This is a genomic window from Candidatus Delongbacteria bacterium (assembly GCA_020634015.1).
Taxonomy (GTDB): domain Bacteria; phylum CAIWAD01; class CAIWAD01; order CAIWAD01; family CAIWAD01; genus JACKCN01.
The window spans coordinates 55,661-74,737 of sequence record JACKCN010000002.1 but is presented as its reverse complement, the minus strand read 5'-3'; the positions used below and the strand labels follow the sequence as shown (position 1 = coordinate 74,737).

At 64.2% G+C, this 19,077-nt stretch carries 21 protein-coding genes and 1 tRNA gene; 6 read left to right on the top strand and 16 right to left on the bottom strand.

Annotation, left to right across the window (positions count from 1 at the left end; all coding sequences use genetic code 11):
- Window positions 1-2 precede the first annotated feature (2 nt).
- The 6 genes from H6678_04445 to H6678_04420 all read right to left on the bottom strand — a co-directional run bounded on the left by H6678_04445 (window position 3) and on the right by H6678_04420 (window position 6,213).
- Window positions 3-338, bottom strand: a complete 336-nt coding sequence (locus tag H6678_04445) for a hypothetical protein (GenBank protein MCB9473041.1) — start codon at window positions 336-338, stop codon at window positions 3-5.
- A 6-nt stretch (window positions 339-344) separates the two neighbouring features.
- The gene (gene nusA, locus H6678_04440) at window positions 345-1,877 is read right to left on the bottom strand and encodes a transcription termination factor NusA (GenBank protein ID MCB9473040.1); all 1,533 of its coding nucleotides are present in this window, start codon (window positions 1,875-1,877) and stop codon (window positions 345-347) included.
- 18 nt (window positions 1,878-1,895) lie between these two features.
- A complete protein-coding gene (locus H6678_04435; GenBank protein MCB9473039.1) occupies window positions 1,896-2,372 on the bottom strand; it encodes a hypothetical protein in 477 nt (158 codons plus the stop codon).
- Window positions 2,373-2,644: 272 nt separating this feature from the next.
- Window positions 2,645-3,325 (bottom strand): tetratricopeptide repeat protein, encoded by a 681-nt coding sequence (locus H6678_04430; GenBank protein MCB9473038.1) that lies wholly within the window; start codon window positions 3,323-3,325, stop codon window positions 2,645-2,647.
- A 74-nt stretch (window positions 3,326-3,399) separates the two neighbouring features.
- Window positions 3,400-3,473: transfer RNA gene (locus H6678_04425), tRNA-Arg, on the bottom strand.
- Between the two features lie 109 nt (window positions 3,474-3,582).
- Window positions 3,583-6,213 (bottom strand): fibronectin type III domain-containing protein, encoded by a 2,631-nt coding sequence (locus tag H6678_04420; GenBank protein ID MCB9473037.1) that lies wholly within the window; start codon window positions 6,211-6,213, stop codon window positions 3,583-3,585.
- Between the two features lie 141 nt (window positions 6,214-6,354).
- On the opposite strand from H6678_04420, the gene H6678_04415 reads away from it, so the two are divergent.
- Window positions 6,355-7,017 carry a thiopurine S-methyltransferase gene (locus tag H6678_04415; GenBank protein MCB9473036.1) on the top strand — a complete coding sequence of 221 codons (663 nt, stop codon included), beginning with the start codon at window positions 6,355-6,357 and terminating at the stop codon, window positions 7,015-7,017.
- Here H6678_04415 and H6678_04410 read toward each other — a convergent pair.
- From H6678_04410 to H6678_04390, 5 genes are all read right to left on the bottom strand, one after another.
- Entirely contained in the window at window positions 6,987-7,544 is a 558-nt protein-coding gene (locus H6678_04410) for a histidine phosphatase family protein (GenBank protein ID MCB9473035.1), read from the bottom strand. The two genes, H6678_04415 and H6678_04410, sit on opposite strands and share 31 nt — an antisense overlap.
- A gap of 76 nt (window positions 7,545-7,620) precedes the next feature.
- Window positions 7,621-8,259 (bottom strand): ribonuclease HII, encoded by a 639-nt coding sequence (locus H6678_04405; protein ID MCB9473034.1) that lies wholly within the window; start codon window positions 8,257-8,259, stop codon window positions 7,621-7,623.
- The gene (locus tag H6678_04400) at window positions 8,246-8,893 is read right to left on the bottom strand and encodes a uracil-DNA glycosylase (protein ID MCB9473033.1); all 648 of its coding nucleotides are present in this window, start codon (window positions 8,891-8,893) and stop codon (window positions 8,246-8,248) included. Before H6678_04400 ends, H6678_04405 begins: the two co-directional genes overlap by 14 nt.
- Window positions 8,894-8,944: 51 nt before the next feature.
- A complete protein-coding gene (locus tag H6678_04395; protein MCB9473032.1) occupies window positions 8,945-10,312 on the bottom strand; it encodes an MmgE/PrpD family protein in 1,368 nt (455 codons plus the stop codon).
- 127 nt (window positions 10,313-10,439) lie between these two features.
- Window positions 10,440-10,880 carry a hypothetical protein gene (locus H6678_04390; GenBank protein MCB9473031.1) on the bottom strand — a complete coding sequence of 147 codons (441 nt, stop codon included), beginning with the start codon at window positions 10,878-10,880 and terminating at the stop codon, window positions 10,440-10,442.
- 222 nt (window positions 10,881-11,102) lie between these two features.
- On the opposite strand from H6678_04390, the gene H6678_04385 reads away from it, so the two are divergent.
- The 5 genes from H6678_04385 to H6678_04365 all read left to right on the top strand — a co-directional run bounded on the left by H6678_04385 (window position 11,103) and on the right by H6678_04365 (window position 13,804).
- Window positions 11,103-11,666, top strand: coding sequence for a sigma-70 family RNA polymerase sigma factor (locus tag H6678_04385; GenBank protein ID MCB9473030.1), 564 nt, complete (start codon window positions 11,103-11,105; stop codon window positions 11,664-11,666).
- Window positions 11,663-12,070: a hypothetical protein gene (locus H6678_04380; GenBank protein MCB9473029.1), complete on the top strand. Its 408-nt coding sequence runs from the start codon at window positions 11,663-11,665 to the stop codon at window positions 12,068-12,070. The genes H6678_04385 and H6678_04380 overlap by 4 nt, the downstream gene beginning before the upstream one ends.
- 63 nt (window positions 12,071-12,133) lie before the next feature.
- A complete protein-coding gene (locus H6678_04375; GenBank protein ID MCB9473028.1) occupies window positions 12,134-12,352 on the top strand; it encodes a hypothetical protein in 219 nt (72 codons plus the stop codon).
- A gap of 100 nt (window positions 12,353-12,452) precedes the next feature.
- Window positions 12,453-13,346 carry an SDR family oxidoreductase gene (locus tag H6678_04370; GenBank protein ID MCB9473027.1) on the top strand — a complete coding sequence of 298 codons (894 nt, stop codon included), beginning with the start codon at window positions 12,453-12,455 and terminating at the stop codon, window positions 13,344-13,346.
- A complete protein-coding gene (locus H6678_04365) occupies window positions 13,343-13,804 on the top strand; it encodes a DoxX family protein (GenBank protein ID MCB9473026.1) in 462 nt (153 codons plus the stop codon). Before H6678_04370 ends, H6678_04365 begins: the two co-directional genes overlap by 4 nt.
- On the opposite strand, the gene H6678_04360 is transcribed toward H6678_04365, so the two are convergent.
- From H6678_04360 to H6678_04340, 5 genes are read right to left on the bottom strand one after another with little or no spacing between them, the layout of a single operon-like run.
- Window positions 13,797-14,951 (bottom strand): GAK system CofD-like protein, encoded by a 1,155-nt coding sequence (locus tag H6678_04360; protein ID MCB9473025.1) that lies wholly within the window; start codon window positions 14,949-14,951, stop codon window positions 13,797-13,799. The two genes, H6678_04365 and H6678_04360, sit on opposite strands and share 8 nt — an antisense overlap.
- A gap of 2 nt (window positions 14,952-14,953) precedes the next feature.
- Window positions 14,954-15,880 carry a GAK system ATP-grasp enzyme gene (locus H6678_04355; GenBank protein ID MCB9473024.1) on the bottom strand — a complete coding sequence of 309 codons (927 nt, stop codon included), beginning with the start codon at window positions 15,878-15,880 and terminating at the stop codon, window positions 14,954-14,956.
- Window positions 15,881-15,911: 31 nt separating this feature from the next.
- A complete protein-coding gene (locus H6678_04350; GenBank protein MCB9473023.1) occupies window positions 15,912-17,615 on the bottom strand; it encodes a phosphotransferase in 1,704 nt (567 codons plus the stop codon).
- Complete coding sequence (locus H6678_04345) at window positions 17,612-17,878, bottom strand: amphi-Trp domain-containing protein (protein MCB9473022.1); 267 nt, start codon at window positions 17,876-17,878, stop codon at window positions 17,612-17,614. Before H6678_04345 ends, H6678_04350 begins: the two co-directional genes overlap by 4 nt.
- Window positions 17,879-17,888: 10 nt before the next feature.
- Window positions 17,889-18,998 (bottom strand): hypothetical protein, encoded by a 1,110-nt coding sequence (locus H6678_04340; GenBank protein MCB9473021.1) that lies wholly within the window; start codon window positions 18,996-18,998, stop codon window positions 17,889-17,891.
- Window positions 18,999-19,077: the final 79 nt, after the last annotated feature.

Sequence of the window (19,077 nt, the reverse complement as noted above, 5' to 3'; positions counted from 1 at the left end):
CCTCAGTCCTTTGCTTCACGGTCCAGCCAGGCATCCAGGCCCTTGAGAAAGCCGGGATCCACGACCGAAACCATCCGTACACCGGGCTTGCGGAGCAGGTCCGCGATCCGGTCATAGTTATCCATCCAGAACAACCGGCAACCCCGGTGTTTTTCTTCCATGCGCTCCAGTTCGCGCCGGCTGCGTTCAGCCAGCCCTGGATCGGCGAAGATGCGCACCGTGTGACAGCGTCGCATGCCCGCCTGTAGATGCTCCAACCCGAGAATCAGGTTTCCGCTGCGCCGGGCCAGACCCAGCAGGCCGAGCAAGCGCTCGTCCGCCTGGAGTGCCCGTGACATGGATTCCTACTCCTCGTCCTCGACCTGGGTATCGAAGGCGCTCAGAATGCGCGTCACCTCTTCCAGGTCCTGGGGATCCAGCCCGGTGCGCTCGGCGATCTCTTCGGCGCGCGCCCCCAGGTACTCTTCCACGTTGTGATACCCGCCCGTGATCAGAGCGTCCTTGTAGGCCTTGGGCAGGTCGGCCACATCGGAAATCTTGATATCCTGGAAGTAGGCCGCCACCCGACGCCGGATGTCGCCGATCTCTTCGGCGGTCAGCCCGGTCTTCTCGGTGATGGTCTCGGTGGCGTCGTCGAGCAGACGCTCGGCCAGGAAGTAACCGCCATCGATGAGCTTGCCGGCCACCACGTCGTTGATGCCCGCCACGTCCACGATCTTGAGGTCTTCCTCGATCTGCTCCTGATGAAGCTGGGCCGCCAGGTGATCACTCTCGTTGACCAGGGTCAGGCTGAAGCCCGTGATTTCCTGGGCCAGGCGAAAGACCATGTCGTCCATGGGGTTGAAGACGAACTCGCCCGCGATGTCCTCGCGGGTTTCCCAGCGGCGCTGCTGGCGTTCGACCATCTTGGCGTACTCTTCCTCGTTCAGCACCACCACCGCGCTGCCCATGCCCGTGATGCTCACGATCAGCGGCTTGTTGGGGCTCATGGCCTTCTTGATGAAGCTCTCGGCGTCGGAGGAATAATTGATGATGTCGATCTTCTCGTTGTCCAGCTCACGCACGATGGCCTGGATGCGCACACCCTTCATGCCCACGCAGGAGCCCACCGGATCGATGCGCGGATCGTTGGATTCCACGGCGATCTTGGTGCGACGTCCCGGCACGCGCGCGATCGCCTTGATCTGGATTATGCCCTCGGAGATCTCGGGCACTTCCACCTCGAACAGGCGGCGAATGAAATTGGGATCACTGCGCGAGACGATGATTTCGGGATCCTTGTTGTTCTCCCGGACCACATCCTTGATCAGCACGCGCAGGGCCGACCCGCGGTAGTAGCGCTCGCTGCGCACCTGCTCGCGCGGGGGCATGATGAACTCGGTGCGCTCGATGTTCAGAATCACGCCCCGGCGGTTCACCTGGTGCACGTCGGCATGGATGATCTCGCCGATGCGGTCCTTGTATTCCTCGTAGACCGCGTTCTTCTCGATCTCGCGGATCTTGTGCATCAGGGCCTGCTTGAGGTTGGTGATGGCACGACGCCCGAACTTGCGGTAGTCGATGATCTCCACGTACTCGCCGCCCACCTCGATCTCGGGATCCAGCTCCAGCGCCCGGGAGAGGGGCATCTCCACTTCCTCGTCCTCGAGTTCCTCGTCGTCCACCACTTTCCATTCGCGGTAGATCTCGATGTCGCCCTTTTCCATGTTGAAGGTCACATAGAAGACTTCTTCCTGCGTGTACTTCTTCTTCAGTACGGAAATGAAGGCGGACTCGACGACTTCCTGGAAATCATCCTTGTCGATGGCCTTGCTGCCAAGCAAGTCCTTGATGGCGTCGACAATCCCTTCGGGTTCCAGTTCCTGATTTCGCTTCATGCGGCGATGCCCTTCGTGCTACCAATCCAGCTTGTAGACAATGTCATCCACCACCGACCGGTCGATCTCCAGTTCCTCGGAACCGGTATCCAGTCGCAGGTGGCTATCGTCGGCGGCCAGCAGGCGTCCCTCGACGCTGCGCTGCCTTGCCGTGTTCTCTTCGGTGGCCTGCCAGCGCACGCGCACTCGCCGACCGATGGCCTTGGCCAATTGCCGCAGGTGTTTCAGCGGCCGTCCCAGCCCGGGTGAGCAGACTTCCAGGCGATAGCGGAAGTTCACCAGGTCCTCCTGGTCCAGCAGGGCGCCGATGCTGCGATTCAGCCGGGCCAGCTCTTCCACCGTGATGCCCTGGTCGGTGTCGACCAGAAACCGTACCACGCGGCCCTTCTCGTCTCCGCTCAGCTCGATGTCCACCAGCCAGGCCGAATCCGGTTCGGGCCCACCGGGCATCAGCTGCTCGCAGACCAGCGTGCGGATGCGCGCCAGATCCAGCATGGTGACTCCCAAAAAAAATGGTGGGAAACCCCACCACGGTAATTGCTGCCATGGGCACGCCGTGGACCGGAGGCCCGGGCGTGACTTCCACTCCTTCCAGAAGGAGTGGGGGTGTGCGTTCGCACGCGGTCGAACCGGCAGAACGGGTCAGGCGATACACACACCTCGACCGCAATGTCCGTTTCGACCCGGGCCGGGGACCGGAAGTCCACCTGCCCTTGACCAGCGCCCGGAACCCGGGTGGGGTGGTCCGCCCCGCAAGGGACCGGACCCTACTTCGCTTCGAATTCCAGACGCCTGAGGATCTGCTCGGCGCGGGTCTTCTCGGTGGAATCCTTGTACTTCTCGACGATGCGCTCAAGCAGGGGCTTGGCTTCGTCCAGCTTGCCGGCGCGTTCCCAGCACAGGGCGGCGGCCAGCAGGTGGGCCGGAGCGTTGAAGTTGTCCTCGAAGGTCAGACCCGCCGTGGAATATTCCCTGGCGGCACCGGCGAAGTCCTGCTTCTGCTCCAGGCACAGGCCCAGACCGGCATGGGCGGCGGCGGTGATGAACCCGCTCTCGAGCCCGGCGTGCACCGTCTCTTCGAAACGGGATTCGGCTTCTTCGAACTTTCCTTCGCGCAGGGCGATGGCACCCAGCATGTACACCGCCTCGCCGGCGGCCTGGGTGCTGGAGAACTCGTCAATGGTGCGCTGGAACCACGGGCCGGCAGCGGCCAGATCGCCCGCGTCCAGAGCCTGAAGGCCACGATTCATCAGCACGGCGGCATCGGCCTTGTCGGCTTCGGCGGCCCGGCGCCAGGCCAGGGTTCCCACCACGATGGCCAGCAGGACGACCACGGCAATGATCATGGGCGTACGATTTCGGGTGGCGAAATCAGCGGCCCTGAGAGCATTCTCCATGAAGGCGTCGTGATCGTCATCGTCCTTGATGCGGGTCGCGTTCAAGTTCATCTGTATTGGGCCCATCCTGTGTCTGAAACAATTCGCGCCGGTCTGGCAGAGCTCCCGTGGCCTGGCATTCCCAATGCCCCCGAGAGGACTCGAACCTCTGGCCTACGGTTTAGGAAACCGTTGCTCTATCCACCTGAGCTACGGAGGCGACGATCCCTGCACATTCGGCGCAGAAACCGCGAAAGGTAGGGAGCGGGCGAGGAAAGCGCAAGGACCCGGAACCATCGGGTGCGCCATGACTGTCAGAAGTCCCACTTCTAAGGAGAATGCAGGGCGACCACCCTGAAGATCCCGCTGGAATTGAGCCCCAGCGGCACCAGCGCGAAGGGTTCCGCCGTCTCCAGCCAGAGGTTTTCAAGCGAAACGGCCTCCCAGGGGCTGCTGAGCCAGTGCACGCGCCAGCCCGTGATCTGCAGATCGGGCTGGTGGCAGAGGCTGTCCCATTCCAGACGGATGGAACCGGCCTGAAGACTGGCCCGCAGGTCCGTCACCTCGCAATACCGGCTGCCGGGATACTGGAACAGCAGCGGCCCGGCGGGGCCTGAGCGATTGCCTGCATGGTCTTCCTGCCAGGCCAGCACCCAGATCGGCCCCGGCCCCCAGGGCAGGGCGGAAATCACCAGCGAATCGGTCTGGGGCAGACCCAGCAGCGAATCGCTGGCCGCGTCCAGTCGAATCGCCGCCGCAGCGGGGTCCAGAAAAAAGCTGTCCGAGAGGGCGATGCGGTAGCCGGCCCAGGTGGAATCCACGGGCTGCGGGCTCCAGGCCAGTACCAGTTCCGCCAGAGTGCCGCCCGTGGCCAGCGTCAGATCGCCAGGAAAGGGTGGCGGGGCGGTTGTGTCCTGTATGGCCCAGAAATCATCGGCGGCTCCCTCTGCCCGCGAACTGCCGCTGTAGCCCCAGAGGGAACTCTGGTCATCGTGGGCCCGCAGTTCCAGCAGCATGCGGGGGCCGCCCTGCGCGAAGACCAGCGGCAACTGCAGGCTGGTGTCCGCCACGAATCCGTTCAGGCCCAGGGAGAACCAATCTTCTCCCGGACCGTCGTAATCTCCATCCAGTTCGTGATCCAGGCGGGCCTGGAGACTGGACAGATCCACGAGGTGGGCCTGGTCGCGCACGCGCAGGGTCACCTGAACCGTGTCATTGCGGGTCCAGAAGTGCGCGAGGGCACCGGGCTGCAGGTCCACCAGAGGGGGCACCAGTTCATTGGTGTAGGCGCTGGCCGTGTTGGACAGGGCGCTCACGCGGCCCAGGCGGTCCACCGCACGGATTGCCATGGTGTAGGTCACGTGGTACTCCAGCCCCGTGATCCAGGTGGAGCTCAGGGGCGCCCAGCAAAGGTTGTCAATGGTCGCGCGATCCACGACCATCGCCGTGGGACCGATGGCACCCGTGCTGTCCAGCAGGATTTCATAGGTATACAGCTCGCTGCATTCGCTGGGACGCCACTTCACGCGCACCCGGTCCTCGCCCGTGCTGAGCACGGCAAAGGCCGTGGGTGCCGTGGGCGCGGGCGTGACCGGCGCTGCCGTCCAGGCATCAAAGGCCTCGCCGATGGCCACGAAGAGTGGCCGGTAGACGGTCCAGGCGGGCTGGAAGTTGTGCCATGTGGCCAGCTGCAGGCTGTCGGCAAGATGGAAGGCGCTCTCCCCCAGACCGTGGGCGGGCAGGGGCAGTTCATCCAGCTCGATGTGCAGCAGGCGTTCGGGCGTATCGCACTCCGCGTAGCCAAGGCCATGATGGCCGAAGGTGTATTCGAACTGGGAATTGTTGATGTAGCCGAGCAGGGAGGGCGAGACCACCAGACTGAAGCTCGTGTCGGGAAGTCCTCCGTGCACCGTCAGCGCCTGCAGCGCACCATGCGACACATAGCTCGTCAGGGGCAGAGGGGCATGCGGGAATCCCAGCGCATCGGCACCCAGCACGGGGTGCGCCAATCGGTTGAGCGCACCCAGACCATTGTGCCCCGCGTCGTACAATGGGGGCAGGGCCAGCCGCGTGTACGGACCGCCCGACACCACACAGCTCTTGAGGTTGCGATGGGACAGGTCGTCGTAGGAATGCACCTGCAGCACCAGTTCATTGACCGACTGCGCCTGCCAGTGGTCCACGAAGGCTTCGTGCGCCATCTGGAAGGGATGGCGTCCGTTGCGCGAGGGGTCGGAGAGTGACACGCTGTTGCTGTAGGTCGAGCCGCTGAACAGGACCTCGCGCCCGGCGCCATTGATCATCAGCATTCCGGCACCCAGCTCAAGGAAAGCCTCCAGCCCGATGGCGGGCGTGATGTAGTCATCACAGGGATGGGGCACCTGCAGGGCGATCTCGGGGCGTGCGGCCTGGGGGTCGCAAACATAGAGTCCCCAGCCCAGGGCGAATCCTCCTACCACATCGTCCGCGGGCGAGGGGCTGAGTCCCGGGTCCACCCAGGTCGAATCAAGACGTTCCCGCAGCATCAGCAGCTCGTGCCCGCTGTCGCTGTCCTGGAACCGCACCAGCTCGAAAGCCGGAAGTCCCATTCCGGCAAGCAGGCTGTCGGCCAGTAGGGGTTGATTCAGCAGAAGGTGGCCGAAAAGACCATGGAAGGCCGTCAGCAGCGAATCGCCAGCCGGGCCGGAATCCAGCAGGCTGAACTGGCCGAAGCCGTCCAGCTGGGGATCCAGCAAGGGTGGGGCGTAGACGTTGTATCCGGGGCGCGCCACCCGTTCCGAGACATGGCTGAGCCAGTTGTCATAGGCACTGCCCGGTTCATTGCCCGCCACGAACTCGCGCAGGGAACCGCTTTCTTCAACCAGCGTCGCCCGCGAGCCGAGGGCACAGCCCAGCAGCGAGACCAGCAGAAAGGCCAGCCGGGCGTACGCGTTCAGGGATGAAAAAGCCAGGGCACCCATCCAGATTCCGGTCCTGTTGAAGATTGCACCGGGGTTGGATCCGGCCATCTGAAGAACGGGAGCCCTTTCCGCTTATCCAACAGCTTTGTCGCATGCCCCGATTTCCGGAAGTTGCCCGGCAGACTACCCGGAGGAATGCCCATGGATGCAGAATACTGGCTGGACGGCTGGCGTCACGACCACAAACCCTTTCACCAGCGCCGGATCAATCCACACTTGCAGGCCCACTGGTCCCGGTTGGATCCGGGGAAGGACGCCCGTGTGCTGGTGCCCTTGTGCGGGCGCAGTCTTGACATGGGCTGGATCGCCTCGCAGGGATGCCGAGTGCTGGGTGTGGAGTTGGCCCCGGAGCCGGTGAGGGCCTTCTTTGACGAACTTGGGCAGGAACCGGTCTGCCAGGACCTGCCGCCTTTCCGCCGCTGGTGCGCCCAGGGCCTGGAGCTGCTGCAGGGTGATTTCTTCCGGTTGAATCCCGAACACACCAGCGACTGCCGGGCGATCTACGACCGGGCCTCACTGCCCGCCCTGCCTCCGGAGATGCGGCAGCTCTACGCGAGCACGCTGTCGCGCGTGGCGCCCATCGGTTGCCGCAGCCTGCTGATCGTGCCGGTGTACGAGCAGAGCCAGATGCAGCCCCCGCCCTTCAGCGTGGATCACGAGGAAGTCATGTCCCTGTTCGGGCCGCACTGGAGCGTGGAACTGCTGGAGGAGCAGGAGATGCCGGTGGCCCCGCGCTTTGCCGAGCGGGGGCTGAAAGGCATTCGCGAGCGGGTCTACTTGCTGCGTCGGGGAGAGTCGTCCTGAACACGCGGGTCACGAAACAGCGGACGTGGCCCCTCGGTGAGCATGCGGGGCGGCACAAGCCAGGACAGTTCGCCGTCACCCCAGGCGCAGTCCTTCCAGTTCTTCAGCTCCAGTGATATGCAGGCCATCGATCCGGTGGGAATGCGGATGTCGCCGCCACCGATCAGGCGGCTCACGGTCTCGCTGCATGAGGTCTCGTGCCCGGCCAACAGAACACGTTCCACCGAGTTCGGCAGTCCGCGCAGCGCGTGCAGCATCTCGCTGGCTCCGCACTGGTACAGGGATTCGCTGGTCTCGCGCGTACAGGGCCAATCACCCGCGATGATCGCCAGGTCCACGGTTGCCGCCGCACGCACGGCGGGTGAACTGATGACCATGTCGGGCACCAGCCCGGCCGCGGAGAGCAGACGTCCCATGGCGCGCGCGGCTTCGCTGCCCCGGCGGGCCAACGGGCGTTCACGGTCGTGCGAGTACTCCGAGTCCCAGTCGGACTTGGCATGACGGAAGATGATCACGGTACGCAGCATGTGTTGTTTCCGAAGCTGGATCCCACCACGCGGGTGGATCACACGTGTTCCGGCCCACCAAATCCTGCTGCAGGACTCAGTCCTGACTCTCGCCGGCAGGGCATTCGGGGAACAGTGACAGACAGGCACTGACCGGGGCGAAACTGCGCCGGTGCAGCGGACAGGGGCCCAGTTCCCGCAGAGCCTGCAGATGCCGGGCGGTGCCGTAGCCCTTGTGTTGCTCGAACCCGTATCCGGGCCAGCGACGGGCCGCTGATTCCAGTTGGCGGTCGCGGCTCTGCTTGGCCAGAATGCTGGCCGCCGCCACGCTGGCGCTGATGCCATCCCCTTTGATCAGGGCCGACCCCGCACGCCCCTGGAAGGGAAAGTCCCGACCATCCACGAGCACATGCTCAGGCTGGTGCGTCAGTGCCTGCACCGCGCGCTGCATGGCCAGAAAGGTGGCCTGCAGGATGTTCAGCCGGTCGATTTCCTGAACGCTGGCATCGGCCACGGCCCAGGCCAGGGCCACCTGACGGATCTCGTGTTCCAGTTCGAGTCGACGGGAGGCGCTGAGTTTCTTGGAGTCGTCCAGTCCGGGCAGGCGACAGCCGCGGGGCAGAATCACGGCCGCGGCGGTCACGGGTCCGGCCAGAGGGCCGCGTCCGGCTTCATCGACCCCGCAGAGCAGCTGAAGCCCCAGGCGGGTTCGCAGCCGTGCATCATGCCCGCGCATGGGGCGTCCCCAACAGTGCCAGCAATCCGTCGCGGCAGGCATTCTTGCCACCATTGGCCGGGTGTCTCACGCCGGGCGCCTGAATGCCCAGACCCGCCAGCACGGCCTCGGCCTTGCGTCCGATGGCGATGTGGCGCCGAATATGGAACAGTTCACCCAATGCGTGCAACACGAAAGACAGTTCGTTCAATTCCATATCGGTGGGCGTGCGATTGGACAGGGGAAGTCCCGCCTTGTAGGGATGCAGCGGGAATGCGTTCCAGACCAGGGGCAGCCGTGGCAGCTCGCCGATGATGTCCCACAGAATGGTGCCCGACGGCTCGGTGTAACCCTGTTCGCGCCCGCTGGTCCAGCGATAGCCCTTGCCCGGGCCGAAGAGGCCATGGCGAGCCACACCGCGCACCAATTGACGTTCGCTGGTGAAGGGAATGCCGCTCCAGTGACAGCCATTGTAACCGGGAGCCTCGCCCACGAGCAGGGTGTCGGGATGCGCCGTTTTCATCTCAGTCAGATACAGCCGCAGGTTCTGGCGCCGGATCGCATCGCAGGCCCCATCCCCGCTGCTGTAAGGATTGAAACACAAGGCGCGGGCAGGCAGGGATTCCAGCAGTCCGATGAAGTCATCAATGGTCATGGCAGGGCTTCAAATGAAAGCGCCGGGCAAGCCCGGCGCATGCTCGACGTTCTAGAGATCACATACCAGGCGCTGCATCAGCTCACGGCAGGACAGGGTCTCGCAGGCGAAGATGTCCTGCTTGACCTGCTGCTGCTTCTGCGGGCTCAGGCGACCGGCGGCCAGTCCCCCGAACTTGGCATCGAGGTCCGCCTGGGTCATCGGCTCGCGCGGATCGCCCTTGGGATACTCGAGATACTCGCTGAACTCGCGTCCGTCGGTGGTGAGAATGCGCACGCGGCTGGGCTGCTTGGCCGGGAACATCGCCTCGAACTCCAGGCTGGCTTCGCCCTTGATCTTGTCAATGGTTTCCCAGATCGCCGGGTCCTTCATCTTCTCGTCGCTGAAACTGGCCGTGGTGATCTTGCCGTCCACGATGGCCGCGGCAATGCAGTAGGGCAGACTGTGATCGGCCGTCTCACGGCTTTCGGGCCGGTACTTGTGCGGGTCGAAGAGAATGTCGCAGGCCCGCGCGATGGTGGTCACGATCACTTCTTTCACATCCTTGTGAGTCAGGCCGTGGCCCTGCATCACCTTGAGCGTGGCGCTGAGGTGCGTGTGTGTCAGCGCTTCGGTCGGGAAGGCCTTCATGCCGCACTCGAGAATCTTCCAGCTTTCGCCCAGGCCGCCCACAAGGGCCTCGTCGTCCCAGCCCTCGCCGAAACAGTGCTTGAGCCCTTCCTTGCCTTCGAAGACCAGTTCGGTACCCGAGTACCCCTCGCGGGCCATCAGGGCCGCGAACACGCCCGACTGCACGGCCATGGGGTCCACCGTGTTCTTCATCATGGTCAGCTTGCCCGCCGTGGGGCAGCCGATGGTGTGGTTGTGGCAGCCGTTGATGCCGATGGCGTGCACCAGCTGGTCTTCCGTGAGCCCCAGCAGATACCCGGCCACGATCGGACTCACGAACTGGGTCAGGGTGGCGTGATGCCAGCCGCGCTCGCGCACGCCGGGCTTGCCGAAGAGGCAGAGACGCTGTTCGAACTCGTAGGCCAGCACGATGGCCGTGATCACCTTCTCCATCGGAGCGTCCACCAGTTCGCCCACGGCCAGGGCGGCGGGAATCAGATCGGAGGGGTGGCTGGGGTCTTCCTTCCAGTAGATGTCATTGAAGTCCAGCGCACGGATCATCAGGCTGTTCAGCAGGCTGACGTTCACCGCGGGCAGTTTCTCGCCAAAACCGAGCACGGTGGCCTCGGGTGTGCCGCCCATGGAGCCGCAGATCCTGCGGATCGCCGCCACATCGCGGGTGCCCATGCTGCCGTAGGCGCAACCCACGCTGTCGTACAGATAGCGTTTCACTTCCTGGACCACCGGGGCCGGCAGGTCCTTGTAGCTCAGCCCCAGTGAAAACCGGGCGATCTGGCGGGAAATGCTCATGGCGGAGCTCCTTGTCAATGGATATGCGGAGAAAAGCCGGCCCCGTGAGTCAACGGGGCCGGCAGAGTCGGCAGGAAGCTAGCACTTCGGCAGGCTGCAGTCGAGTCGGACCTGGCCCGGTAGCGGCTCAGTCCTGGGATGAATACAAGGGTGCCACGGTCCGGGTCTGGTGCTCGAGCCTGTCCGTCAGCGCCTTGCGATAGGATTCCGATTCCTGGCGCGCCCGCTCAAGCTCTTCCTTGTAGCGCGGGGCATTCAGTTTCAGGGCCAGCAGCAACCCCACTCCCGGCAGGCAGAGCAGTGCCATGATGCCCCAGGCGGCGGGTTCGCCGTTCAATACCACAATGCTGCCCACACCAATGCCACCCCCGAGCAGGAACAGGGGCAGACTGTAAACATTGCCGGCAGTGCTGATGGGACGGGGCGGCAGCGGCAGACCCAGTTCGAGCGACTTGAGCGCTTCGGCGTGGTCCAGCAATTGGCGCTTGTGACGAAAGCTGAGGGTGAAGTACACGATCAGCACCCCACAGATGAACATCGGCATGACGATGAAGGCTTCTTCGGGCATGGAATACTCCAGTGTTTTTGTCTGTTTCTGCCCCATGGGAGATGCCCCCGCAAGAAAAGGTTACGGGCCTCGGTAACTTTTTAGCGACACGCCCTCCCTTACCATGTGAACCCGGAAGTCAGCGGACTCAGCGTCACAGGAACCCATGCAGCACAACAGGCCCAGCATCTACCAGTCAGTGGCGTCGATCCAATGAGGACTCGGTCCGCGGGAGTGCCCCGCATGGATCCTGCCGAGAAAGAGCGGGAACTGCTGGAGCTGTGTCGCCGCTCACCCGAAGTGGGCTTCGCCAGGTTGCACGCACGTTACCTGCCCCTGGTCTGGGCCCTCTGCCTGAAAGTGCTGGACTCGCAAGCCTGGGCGGAAGACGCCTGCCAGGAATGCTTCGTGCGCATCTGGGCCGGGCTGTCCGACTTCAGGGGCGACTCGAAACTGAGCACCTGGATCTGGACGCTCAGCCATCGCTGCATCCTGAATCTGGCGCAGCGGGAATCCCGGGGCGAGCGCCGCGCCTCCAGGCGGGACGAGCTGGATGAGCATGCCCCGACCCTGCCGGATACGGGCAGAAGCGCGGCCGATGAACTGGAACGCAAGGACTTGCTGGACCGCCTGCTGGGGGAACTGTCCCCGGCCCAGCGCAGCATCGTGACCCTGTTCTACATGCAGGAGCTTAGTGTGGCGGAAGTGGCCGGCATCACCGGTCAGAGTGACGGTGCGGTGCGTGTGACCCTGCACCGCGCCCGGCAACGCATGGCCATGGCGGCCCGTGCCCTGGAGGAAAAATGATGCGTCCCGACACTCCCGACGAACTGGACCGCCAGCTGCGCCAGCTCTTCTCCGCCAGCCTGTCCAGCGCACCACCCCAGCGCTTGCGACGGATGGTGGCCGCCATTCCCGCGAACAGCAGGCTCCGCCCTGCTCCCCGGCCCTATCGAATGGCGCCCCTGGTGGCAAGTGTCACATTCCTGCTGCTCTGCACGATGGTGCTGGGTCGCTGGCTGTCGGTCCCGGGCGCACAGTTGCTGAAACACCTGCCCGTTTCCCGGATCCTGCACGAGTATTCCCTGCTGCCCAGCCCCAGTCTCCCGGGGCTCTGGATCGCCGCGATCTGTGCGGCCACCCTGACCGTGCTGGGCCTGCTGGCCAGCCACGGAGAAATGGTGACCGGGGGGCGGTTGCGCAGGGATTGAGTCGGGCCACACTAAAGCGGGCACCTGCAATCGCCGATGGATCCGGGTCAACCCGGAGGCTTCATGCAAACGCCCCTTGCGAACTCGTCCCTTCCGCTGAATTCCCCGATCCCGATCGGCACCGCCAGCTTCCGTCTGGCCCCGATTGGCACCGACCCGGGCTGCAGCTCGTCCCGTTTCGAACTGGAACTTCAGGGCCCTGCCAGCTGCAGCGGACCTCTGGTGCTTGAAGAGGAGGACCTGGATTCCCTGATGGAGCTGCTCAAGGGGCTGCTGACCTGATTCCCGGCTCCCGCTGAAGGCCACCCGTGGTCTGCCGCGCCATTCCCATCTTCGTGCCCCGCACGGCTCACCACGAACCGTGTATCAACCCGGGGCAACCGTGACATCAACACCCACAACATCTTCCAGGCCCGTCGTGCTGGTCACCGGGGCCAGCACGGGCATCGGTCTCGAGCTTGTGCGGCGCCTGCAACGCGGACACTGGCACGTGGTCGCCACCGCACGGGGGACTTCCCTGGATCGCTTCGCGCGCGAAGGGCTGGCCGAATCCTCCACCTTCTGGATCCGCGAGCTGGACGTGACCGATGCGGCCCAGCGTGAGGCCGTGGTCGCGGAAATCGAGACCCGGCACGGGGCTCTGGACAGCCTGGTGAACAATGCAGGCATCTCCTGGCGTGCGGTCACCGAGCAGATGCCGGCCGCCGAACAGGAAGCCCAGATGCGAGTCAACTATCTGGCACCCATCGAACTGATCCGCCGTGTGCTGCCGGCCATGCGCGCCCGGCGCCGTGGGCACATCATCAACATTTCCTCCGTGGGCGGCATGATGGCCATGCCCACCATGGGAGCCTACTCCGCCAGCAAGTTCGCGCTGGAAGGGGCCAGCGAGAGTCTGTGGTACGAACTGAAACCCTGGGGCATCTCGGTGACTCTGCTCCAGCCCGGTTTCGTGCGTTCGGACTCCTTCCACAATGTGCTGCTTCCCGAGAGAGCGCAGCGTGCGCTGGCCGATCCGGCCGATCCATATCACGAATACTATCGCCAGATGACACGCTTCGTCGAACGCCTGATGGGCCAATCACGCAGCACGGCCGCGGATGTGGCCTGCCGCGTCGAGCGGATCCTGCGCACGGCCCGGCCGCCCTTGCGGACAGGCGGCACAACCGACGCCACCTTCTTCTACCTGCTCCGGCGCCTGCTGCCGCGGCCCCTCTATCACTGGGTGCTCTACCGCAGCCTTCCCCGGATTCGTCAATGGGGGCCCCGACCATGAAGTATCCCAGCCTGGATCACGACACCACCGACCTGCTCTTCCGGGCACTGTTCAGCAGCATCTTCCTGGCACTGGGCCTGGAACATCTGTTCCACGACCAGCTGATCCAGCAGATGATGCCCGGAATGCTGCCCTTCAAACGCATGTTTTCACTGCTCTGTGGAGCCTGGCTGCTCTGCGGGGGCAGCATGCTGCTGGCGGGATGGCACACACGGCAGGCTGCGGCCATGCTGGGGGGATTTCTGGTGCTGGTCACGGCGGTCGTGCACCTGCGGGGCATGCTGGGCCTGCCCACGGGACTGCCGCTGGAATGGAGCTGGCTCTGGGAACTGTATCAGCGCAGCAATTTCGTCAAGAATCTCTGCCTGCTGGGAGTGTGTTTTCACCTGCTGAATCACGAACCGGGACGCTTCAGTCTCGATGCCTGGTGGAAAGCGCGCCGCGCGCCGCTCAGCTGAGCTGCTGCAGAATGGGAATCAGTCGGGCCGGGTCGATGCCGGGACTGCTTTCAGGGCTGACCAGCTCGTGTTCCAGGACTCTCACCTTGCGTGCTCGCAGGGCCCGGCTGCTGAGGCCGCCCGTATAACGCCCGTTGCGAGGGTCCACGATCACAGCGTCCAGTACCTCGCCGGCCGCATCGCTGCCGGGCATCACACCCAGCACGCCCAGCAGACGGTCCAGGGTCTCTTCGAGGCGCATCCCGGAAATTTCGGGGTCAGGCCAGGTCGACGGGATCCAGACCTTGGGCCGACGACTCTGGCGGATGGCGTCCAGGATTCCCGCCGGCTTCAGTGCGGCCACCAGACTGGTCCAGAAGCTGCCGTAGGGATAGATGATCATGTCCGCGGAGGCGATCATCGCCAACGCGCGGGCCGAGGCACGCGGAAGGGGCGCTTCAGCACCACTCAACGGATCACAGAACCAGAGTCGGCTGAGAGGAGACGAGAGCGGCGTGGTCTCACGCGCGGTGATGGCGCGCTGTCCAGTGATCTGGCTGCCGTCGGCCAGCTCGGCGGCCAGATCCAGATCGCTCTCGCTGGCGGGATGCACGCTGCCGCGCACGTTGAGCAGCTCGGCGAAGTCGGCCAGCGCGGGAGTCATGTCACGCGCGTGATCCAGGTACATGCCCGTGAGCACCAGATTGCCGATGCTGGCCCCGCGTGGGTCAAATCCGGGCGGCAGCGCTGCGATCAGGGTCGACAACCCTTTCAGCATGGGGCGTTTGCGTTCCTTGGCCAGTTGCAGAGTGCGTGGATGACTGCCGCCGGCGATCTCGTGCAGAGTCTCGAGCAGTTCGCCCCGGGTGGCATTCTGTTCCAGGCGCGTGTTGAGCAGGCTGTGGGCGTCGCGCACTCCGGGCCGGTCGAAATCCGCCAGGGCCAGCAGGCGATTGCGCAGATCACCCACCGACAGCATGCGGAAGTGCCTGCGCAGTTCGGCACTGCTGCCCCCGTTGTCAAAGGGGGTGATCACATGCATGCTGCGGTGGCTCACCTTCACCAGCTGGCGTGAGAGCGAGCGCAGGGCACTGCCTCCGCTGAAGAAGAGGAATGCCGCCCCGCTGACCGGATTGCGGGCCCGGTTGGGATCGATGGCATCGGCCATGCTCAGTTCTCCAGAGGGCGATTCGCATCCCGGGAGGACACGGTGCCGGTCTGTCCCGAAATCCGTCCCAGAACCCATTCGGCATACAGTGTCGCGGCATCCAGCTCGCAGGCCTTCATCAATCCGCGGAATCCTCCGAAAGCCGAGACCTCGTAAATCAGCGGTCCTTCGGGCGCTTCCACCACATCCACACACGTGAATGACAATCCGAAGGGGGCCTGGGCACGCTGCGCCAGCTCCACCAGATCGGCCGAGGGTGTGACATGCTCGTAGTGGCCGCCGTGCAGGATGGTGGTGTTCCAGGAACTGCCGCCCACCCTGGCATAACTGCCCATCAACGCGCCATCCAGGAAGACGATGCCAAGATCGCGTCCCCGGTGCATCACGCGTTTCTGCACGTAGAACATTTCGTTTCCGGCGGCCTTGTAGGCGGCCAGAATGCGTTCCAGGTCCTCCTCGGCGGAAACGGGTTGCATGCCCCGGGCCTTGGAGGTGTACAGGGGCTTGAGGATCGCGTTTCCGTAGGCGCGAATCGCCTTCAGGGCTTCCGCGGGATCTTCGGTGATCGTCGTGGCGGGCATGGGAATGTTGGCCGCACGCAGGGTCAGGGTGCAGCTGAGCCGGTCCACGGCCAGGCGCATGCCAGCCGGTGGCGAGAACACGGGCACACCGCGCACCCGGGCCAGAAACTCCAGCAGATCCAGGCGGGACAGCAGATCGGGCGAGTAGCGATTGCCGATCTTCTTGACCACCACCGCATCCAGGGACCCCAGATCCAGGCCACGCCAGCTGAGACTCCCGCTGCCCAGATCCAGGGACAGTTCATCCATTTCAATCAGGTGGCAGTGGCAGTCCAGGCTCTCGAACGCCCGGCAGAGCTGGCCCGTGGACCAGCCATCATGCACGCCGATCACGGCGATGGTTTTCATGGGAGAACTCCCGGGTTATCAGGTGATCCGCTCATGCCCGGAACAGGTCCCGAGGCAGACGGTAGCTGGACGCGGGCCCATCGTGATCCACCATGGTTTCCATCAGGTAGATGCCCAGCAGGAACAATTGGCGTGCGAAGCGTCGATCCAGCACGAAGCGGATCGAGCTGATGCAGGAACGGGCGATACCCAGGCAGAGCCGGGCCTGCCACTCGTGATCATCGTGGGCCAGAGCGAATGCTTCGGCCGCGCGCCGCACGCTCGTGATGCGCTGGGCGATCTCGCGGCGGCGCTGTGGGTCCTTGACCGGCAGGCGATACATCGAGACCATGAACACCGAGATGTCCTGGAGGTAGTCCTGCTGTTCGCTGCGGTAGAGGTCAATCAGGTGCAGACTGTTCCGCTTGGTGTTGTAGATCAGGTTGTCCACGTTGAGGTCCCCATGGATCCAGACCGAGAATGGCGCGTGCAGCTCCCTGTCCACCTCGGCCAGCAATCCCAGCAGGTCGCCCAGTGAAGGAACCGTGACACCGCAGAGTTCCTGGGCATGCCGACCCAGTCCGGGGTGCACACGGCGCACATCACCCATCCGGCGTTTGAGCTGCGACAGGAAGCGGGGCGCCACGGGTTCCTGGATCAGTGTGCGCTCCCAGATACCGGGCAGGACCTCGAGCACTTCCTGAACACCCAGTCGGCCACTCTCCTCCGTACCGCCCAGCAGCAGGGCCTGCAAGGTGTTTCCCGTGAAGTACTCCACCAGCAGCGAGGCCTTGTCCTCATGGGGCTGATACTCGAAGATGCGGGGAACCAGAGCGGGATCCAGTTCGCTCCAGCGGCGCAGGTTGGCTTCCTCGCGCGCGATCTTGGCCAGACGCCCTTCCTTGAAGATGGCTGCCCGGGCCGCGTGTACCGTTTCGATTCCCTCCACGCGCGTGATCCGGCAACCGCTGCGCGTGTCACGGTAGTCATGCAGCTTCAGGCTGTCCAGGCGCGGCTGGTTGCCCACCGCACGCAGGTTGGAGTCCAGGGCCTCCATCTGGTGAATCTTCATCCGCTGGCCCACCGCGGCGGAAATGATGGCTTCACCGATGTTCAGCAGACAGTCTCCCATGCGTTCCAGGTAGCGCAGGATGAAGAGCATGGTCAACAGGTCACGGGCCTGGCGACCGCTCTGCAGGCGCAGCGTGATGCGGTCGAGATACTCCTTGAAGCGGTTGTCCAGAGTGGACTCCCGGTTGCAGATCTCCATGGCCAGGTCCACGTCCAGATCCTTGAGGGCCGGCAGGATTCCATCGATGCCGGCCCGCACCTCGCTGAACATCTCGAAATAGTTGAACTGCCGCGGAAGGCGCGTGTTGTGCAGGTAGAGCGCCTGCTTGCACAGGTTGACGGCGTAATCCGCGATGCGCTCCAGGTTGGCCGTGATCACATTCTGGGCGATCAGACGGTCCATCAGTTTGCGTGCCGAGCCGCCTGCGTCCTGGACCTGACGGTAACAGCGTGATTCGATCAGGGCCTTCAGCTGGTCGATGTAGTCGTCGCGCGACTGGACCACGCTGAAGCGCGCCGGGTCCGGATCTTCGAGATTGGCCAGCGCGGCGTCGAGCTGCTTGCCCGTTTCGAAGATCAGGAACTGGAAATTCTCCTCGATGGTGACCATGCGCAGCTCGTAGGCCGGCACCTGGCCCACCCGTGTCTCACCGCGAGAGGATCCCGGGTTTCCGCCGTGTTTCATTGTCCGATCCGCAGGTCATCGGGCGCGGGAGTGGTGCTCCTCTCGCTCCATTCCGTGGTCAGCACCAGGCGACGATGATCGCCCACGGATTCGACCCGCAGAGTGAACTCAAGCAGGCTGCCCGGGTTGAGAGTCAGGCTGCTGCCGTTGCCTTTGAACGTGAGCTCACCACGTTCGAAACCGTCCGCCAGAGCCCTCAGATAGCCCCCGATGGAGTTTCCGTCCTGCAGTGATCTGTGTTCGAATTCACGCCCTTTTTCCACTGGAGCCTCCTCAGCCCTTCAGCCGTGTGATCCATTCCCGCACCAGCTCCCGCCGACCCCATCCAGCCTGTGCCAGCAGGGTGGCGATGCCCGGCCAGTCCCACGCGGGTTGCCAGCCGATCTCCCGCCCGGACTTCTCTTCGTCCTGCAGGGAGAGCGGTTTCAGTTTTTCCCCCAGATGACAGTCGTCACCGAAGGTGGGCAACACGGGTCGACCGCCGTGTCCCTTGATCCGTCCGGCGACCAGCGCCGCCAGCAGTTCTTCGCTGCGTCGCCAGGACTGTGGATTCCAGACCTCCACTCCATCGAGAGGCAGTCCGGCTTCCAGTGCGTCCCAGAAGAACTCCGGATGGGGCAGGGTCACCGTGCCCCCCAGCTCGTGTATGCGCGCGATCCATTCGGAGGCAGGCAGAAACCAGTCCAGAGGAAAGTCACGCTTCACCTGCTCCTTCACCAGCCCCAGCCACCGCAGCAGAGTGGCGGACTGCGGGTGCCCCATTCCTCCCAGCTCATGCAGCAGCCAGTCGCGGACCAGCTTGTTCTTGAGCGCATCCTGCGGCAGCCGTGACTGCTCGCGAGCCAGCAAGGTCATGAGCTTTGCCGCCCGCTTTTCGGCCCAGGCCAGCCCTGCGGATGCCAGGCCGGCATCGTGGGCGAGATCCTGACGCAACCCGGAATGGGACTGGGCGGTCAGAGCCGCGAGAAATGCCTGCAGTTGCCCGTTGCGATATCGGCGCGTGCGTTCGAGGTCCGCAAGAAAGGCCGCATCCAGTTCGGCCGCCGTTCCATGGAAGTGCGCAAGCAGCTGCAGCTTGCCCCCGGTCCAGCGGCAGTCGATCTCGACACCCGAAAAGCCGTCGATCGCGGTCAGGCGATTGTGCTGGGTGGGAATCAGGATGTACTCCCGGGCCGCGGGATACAGTGCCCGAAAGCGCTTCAATGCCAGCTCCGGGGCCACCTGCTCAGGGTGCCAGTGCACGGCCATGATGTGGTCCAGGTCGGGATCCAGGGCCTGCGGCGCAGCGATCGCGTCCAGTTGGAGTGGATCGATTTCCGGATTGCAAAGCTGATGAAGCTGCCTTGCACCGTTCAGGGCATCGTCGGGGAAGGATTCTGTCATGGCTTTCAATGTAATGTCTGAATGGACCTTGCCAGCGGCCGATATGGCATCCAGCATCCGCGTTGACTCAGCATGGCTT

Excerpts from the sequence above, each read along its gene's own strand:
- H6678_04445 (MCB9473041.1), bottom strand. The coding sequence starts at position 338 with ATGTCACGGGCACTCCAGGCGGACGAGCGCTTGCTCGGCCTGCTGGGT.
- nusA (MCB9473040.1), bottom strand. The coding sequence starts at position 1,877 with ATGAAGCGAAATCAGGAACTGGAACCCGAAGGGATTGTCGACGCCATC.
- H6678_04435 (MCB9473039.1), bottom strand. The coding sequence starts at position 2,372 with ATGCTGGATCTGGCGCGCATCCGCACGCTGGTCTGCGAGCAGCTGATG.
- H6678_04430 (MCB9473038.1), bottom strand. The coding sequence starts at position 3,325 with ATGAACTTGAACGCGACCCGCATCAAGGACGATGACGATCACGACGCC.
- H6678_04420 (MCB9473037.1), bottom strand. The coding sequence starts at position 6,213 with ATGGGTGCCCTGGCTTTTTCATCCCTGAACGCGTACGCCCGGCTGGCC.
- H6678_04415 (MCB9473036.1), top strand. The coding sequence starts at position 6,355 with ATGGATGCAGAATACTGGCTGGACGGCTGGCGTCACGACCACAAACCC.
- H6678_04410 (MCB9473035.1), bottom strand. The coding sequence starts at position 7,544 with ATGCTGCGTACCGTGATCATCTTCCGTCATGCCAAGTCCGACTGGGAC.
- H6678_04405 (MCB9473034.1), bottom strand. The coding sequence starts at position 8,259 with ATGCGCGGGCATGATGCACGGCTGCGAACCCGCCTGGGGCTTCAGCTG.
- H6678_04400 (MCB9473033.1), bottom strand. The coding sequence starts at position 8,893 with ATGACCATTGATGACTTCATCGGACTGCTGGAATCCCTGCCTGCCCGC.
- H6678_04395 (MCB9473032.1), bottom strand. The coding sequence starts at position 10,312 with ATGAGCATTTCCCGCCAGATCGCCCGGTTTTCACTGGGGCTGAGCTAC.
- H6678_04390 (MCB9473031.1), bottom strand. The coding sequence starts at position 10,880 with ATGCCCGAAGAAGCCTTCATCGTCATGCCGATGTTCATCTGTGGGGTG.
- H6678_04385 (MCB9473030.1), top strand. The coding sequence starts at position 11,103 with ATGGATCCTGCCGAGAAAGAGCGGGAACTGCTGGAGCTGTGTCGCCGC.
- H6678_04380 (MCB9473029.1), top strand. The coding sequence starts at position 11,663 with ATGATGCGTCCCGACACTCCCGACGAACTGGACCGCCAGCTGCGCCAG.
- H6678_04375 (MCB9473028.1), top strand. The coding sequence starts at position 12,134 with ATGCAAACGCCCCTTGCGAACTCGTCCCTTCCGCTGAATTCCCCGATC.
- H6678_04365 (MCB9473026.1), top strand. The coding sequence starts at position 13,343 with ATGAAGTATCCCAGCCTGGATCACGACACCACCGACCTGCTCTTCCGG.
- H6678_04360 (MCB9473025.1), bottom strand. The coding sequence starts at position 14,951 with ATGGCCGATGCCATCGATCCCAACCGGGCCCGCAATCCGGTCAGCGGG.
- H6678_04355 (MCB9473024.1), bottom strand. The coding sequence starts at position 15,880 with ATGAAAACCATCGCCGTGATCGGCGTGCATGATGGCTGGTCCACGGGC.
- H6678_04350 (MCB9473023.1), bottom strand. The coding sequence starts at position 17,615 with ATGAAACACGGCGGAAACCCGGGATCCTCTCGCGGTGAGACACGGGTG.
- H6678_04340 (MCB9473021.1), bottom strand. The coding sequence starts at position 18,998 with ATGACAGAATCCTTCCCCGACGATGCCCTGAACGGTGCAAGGCAGCTT.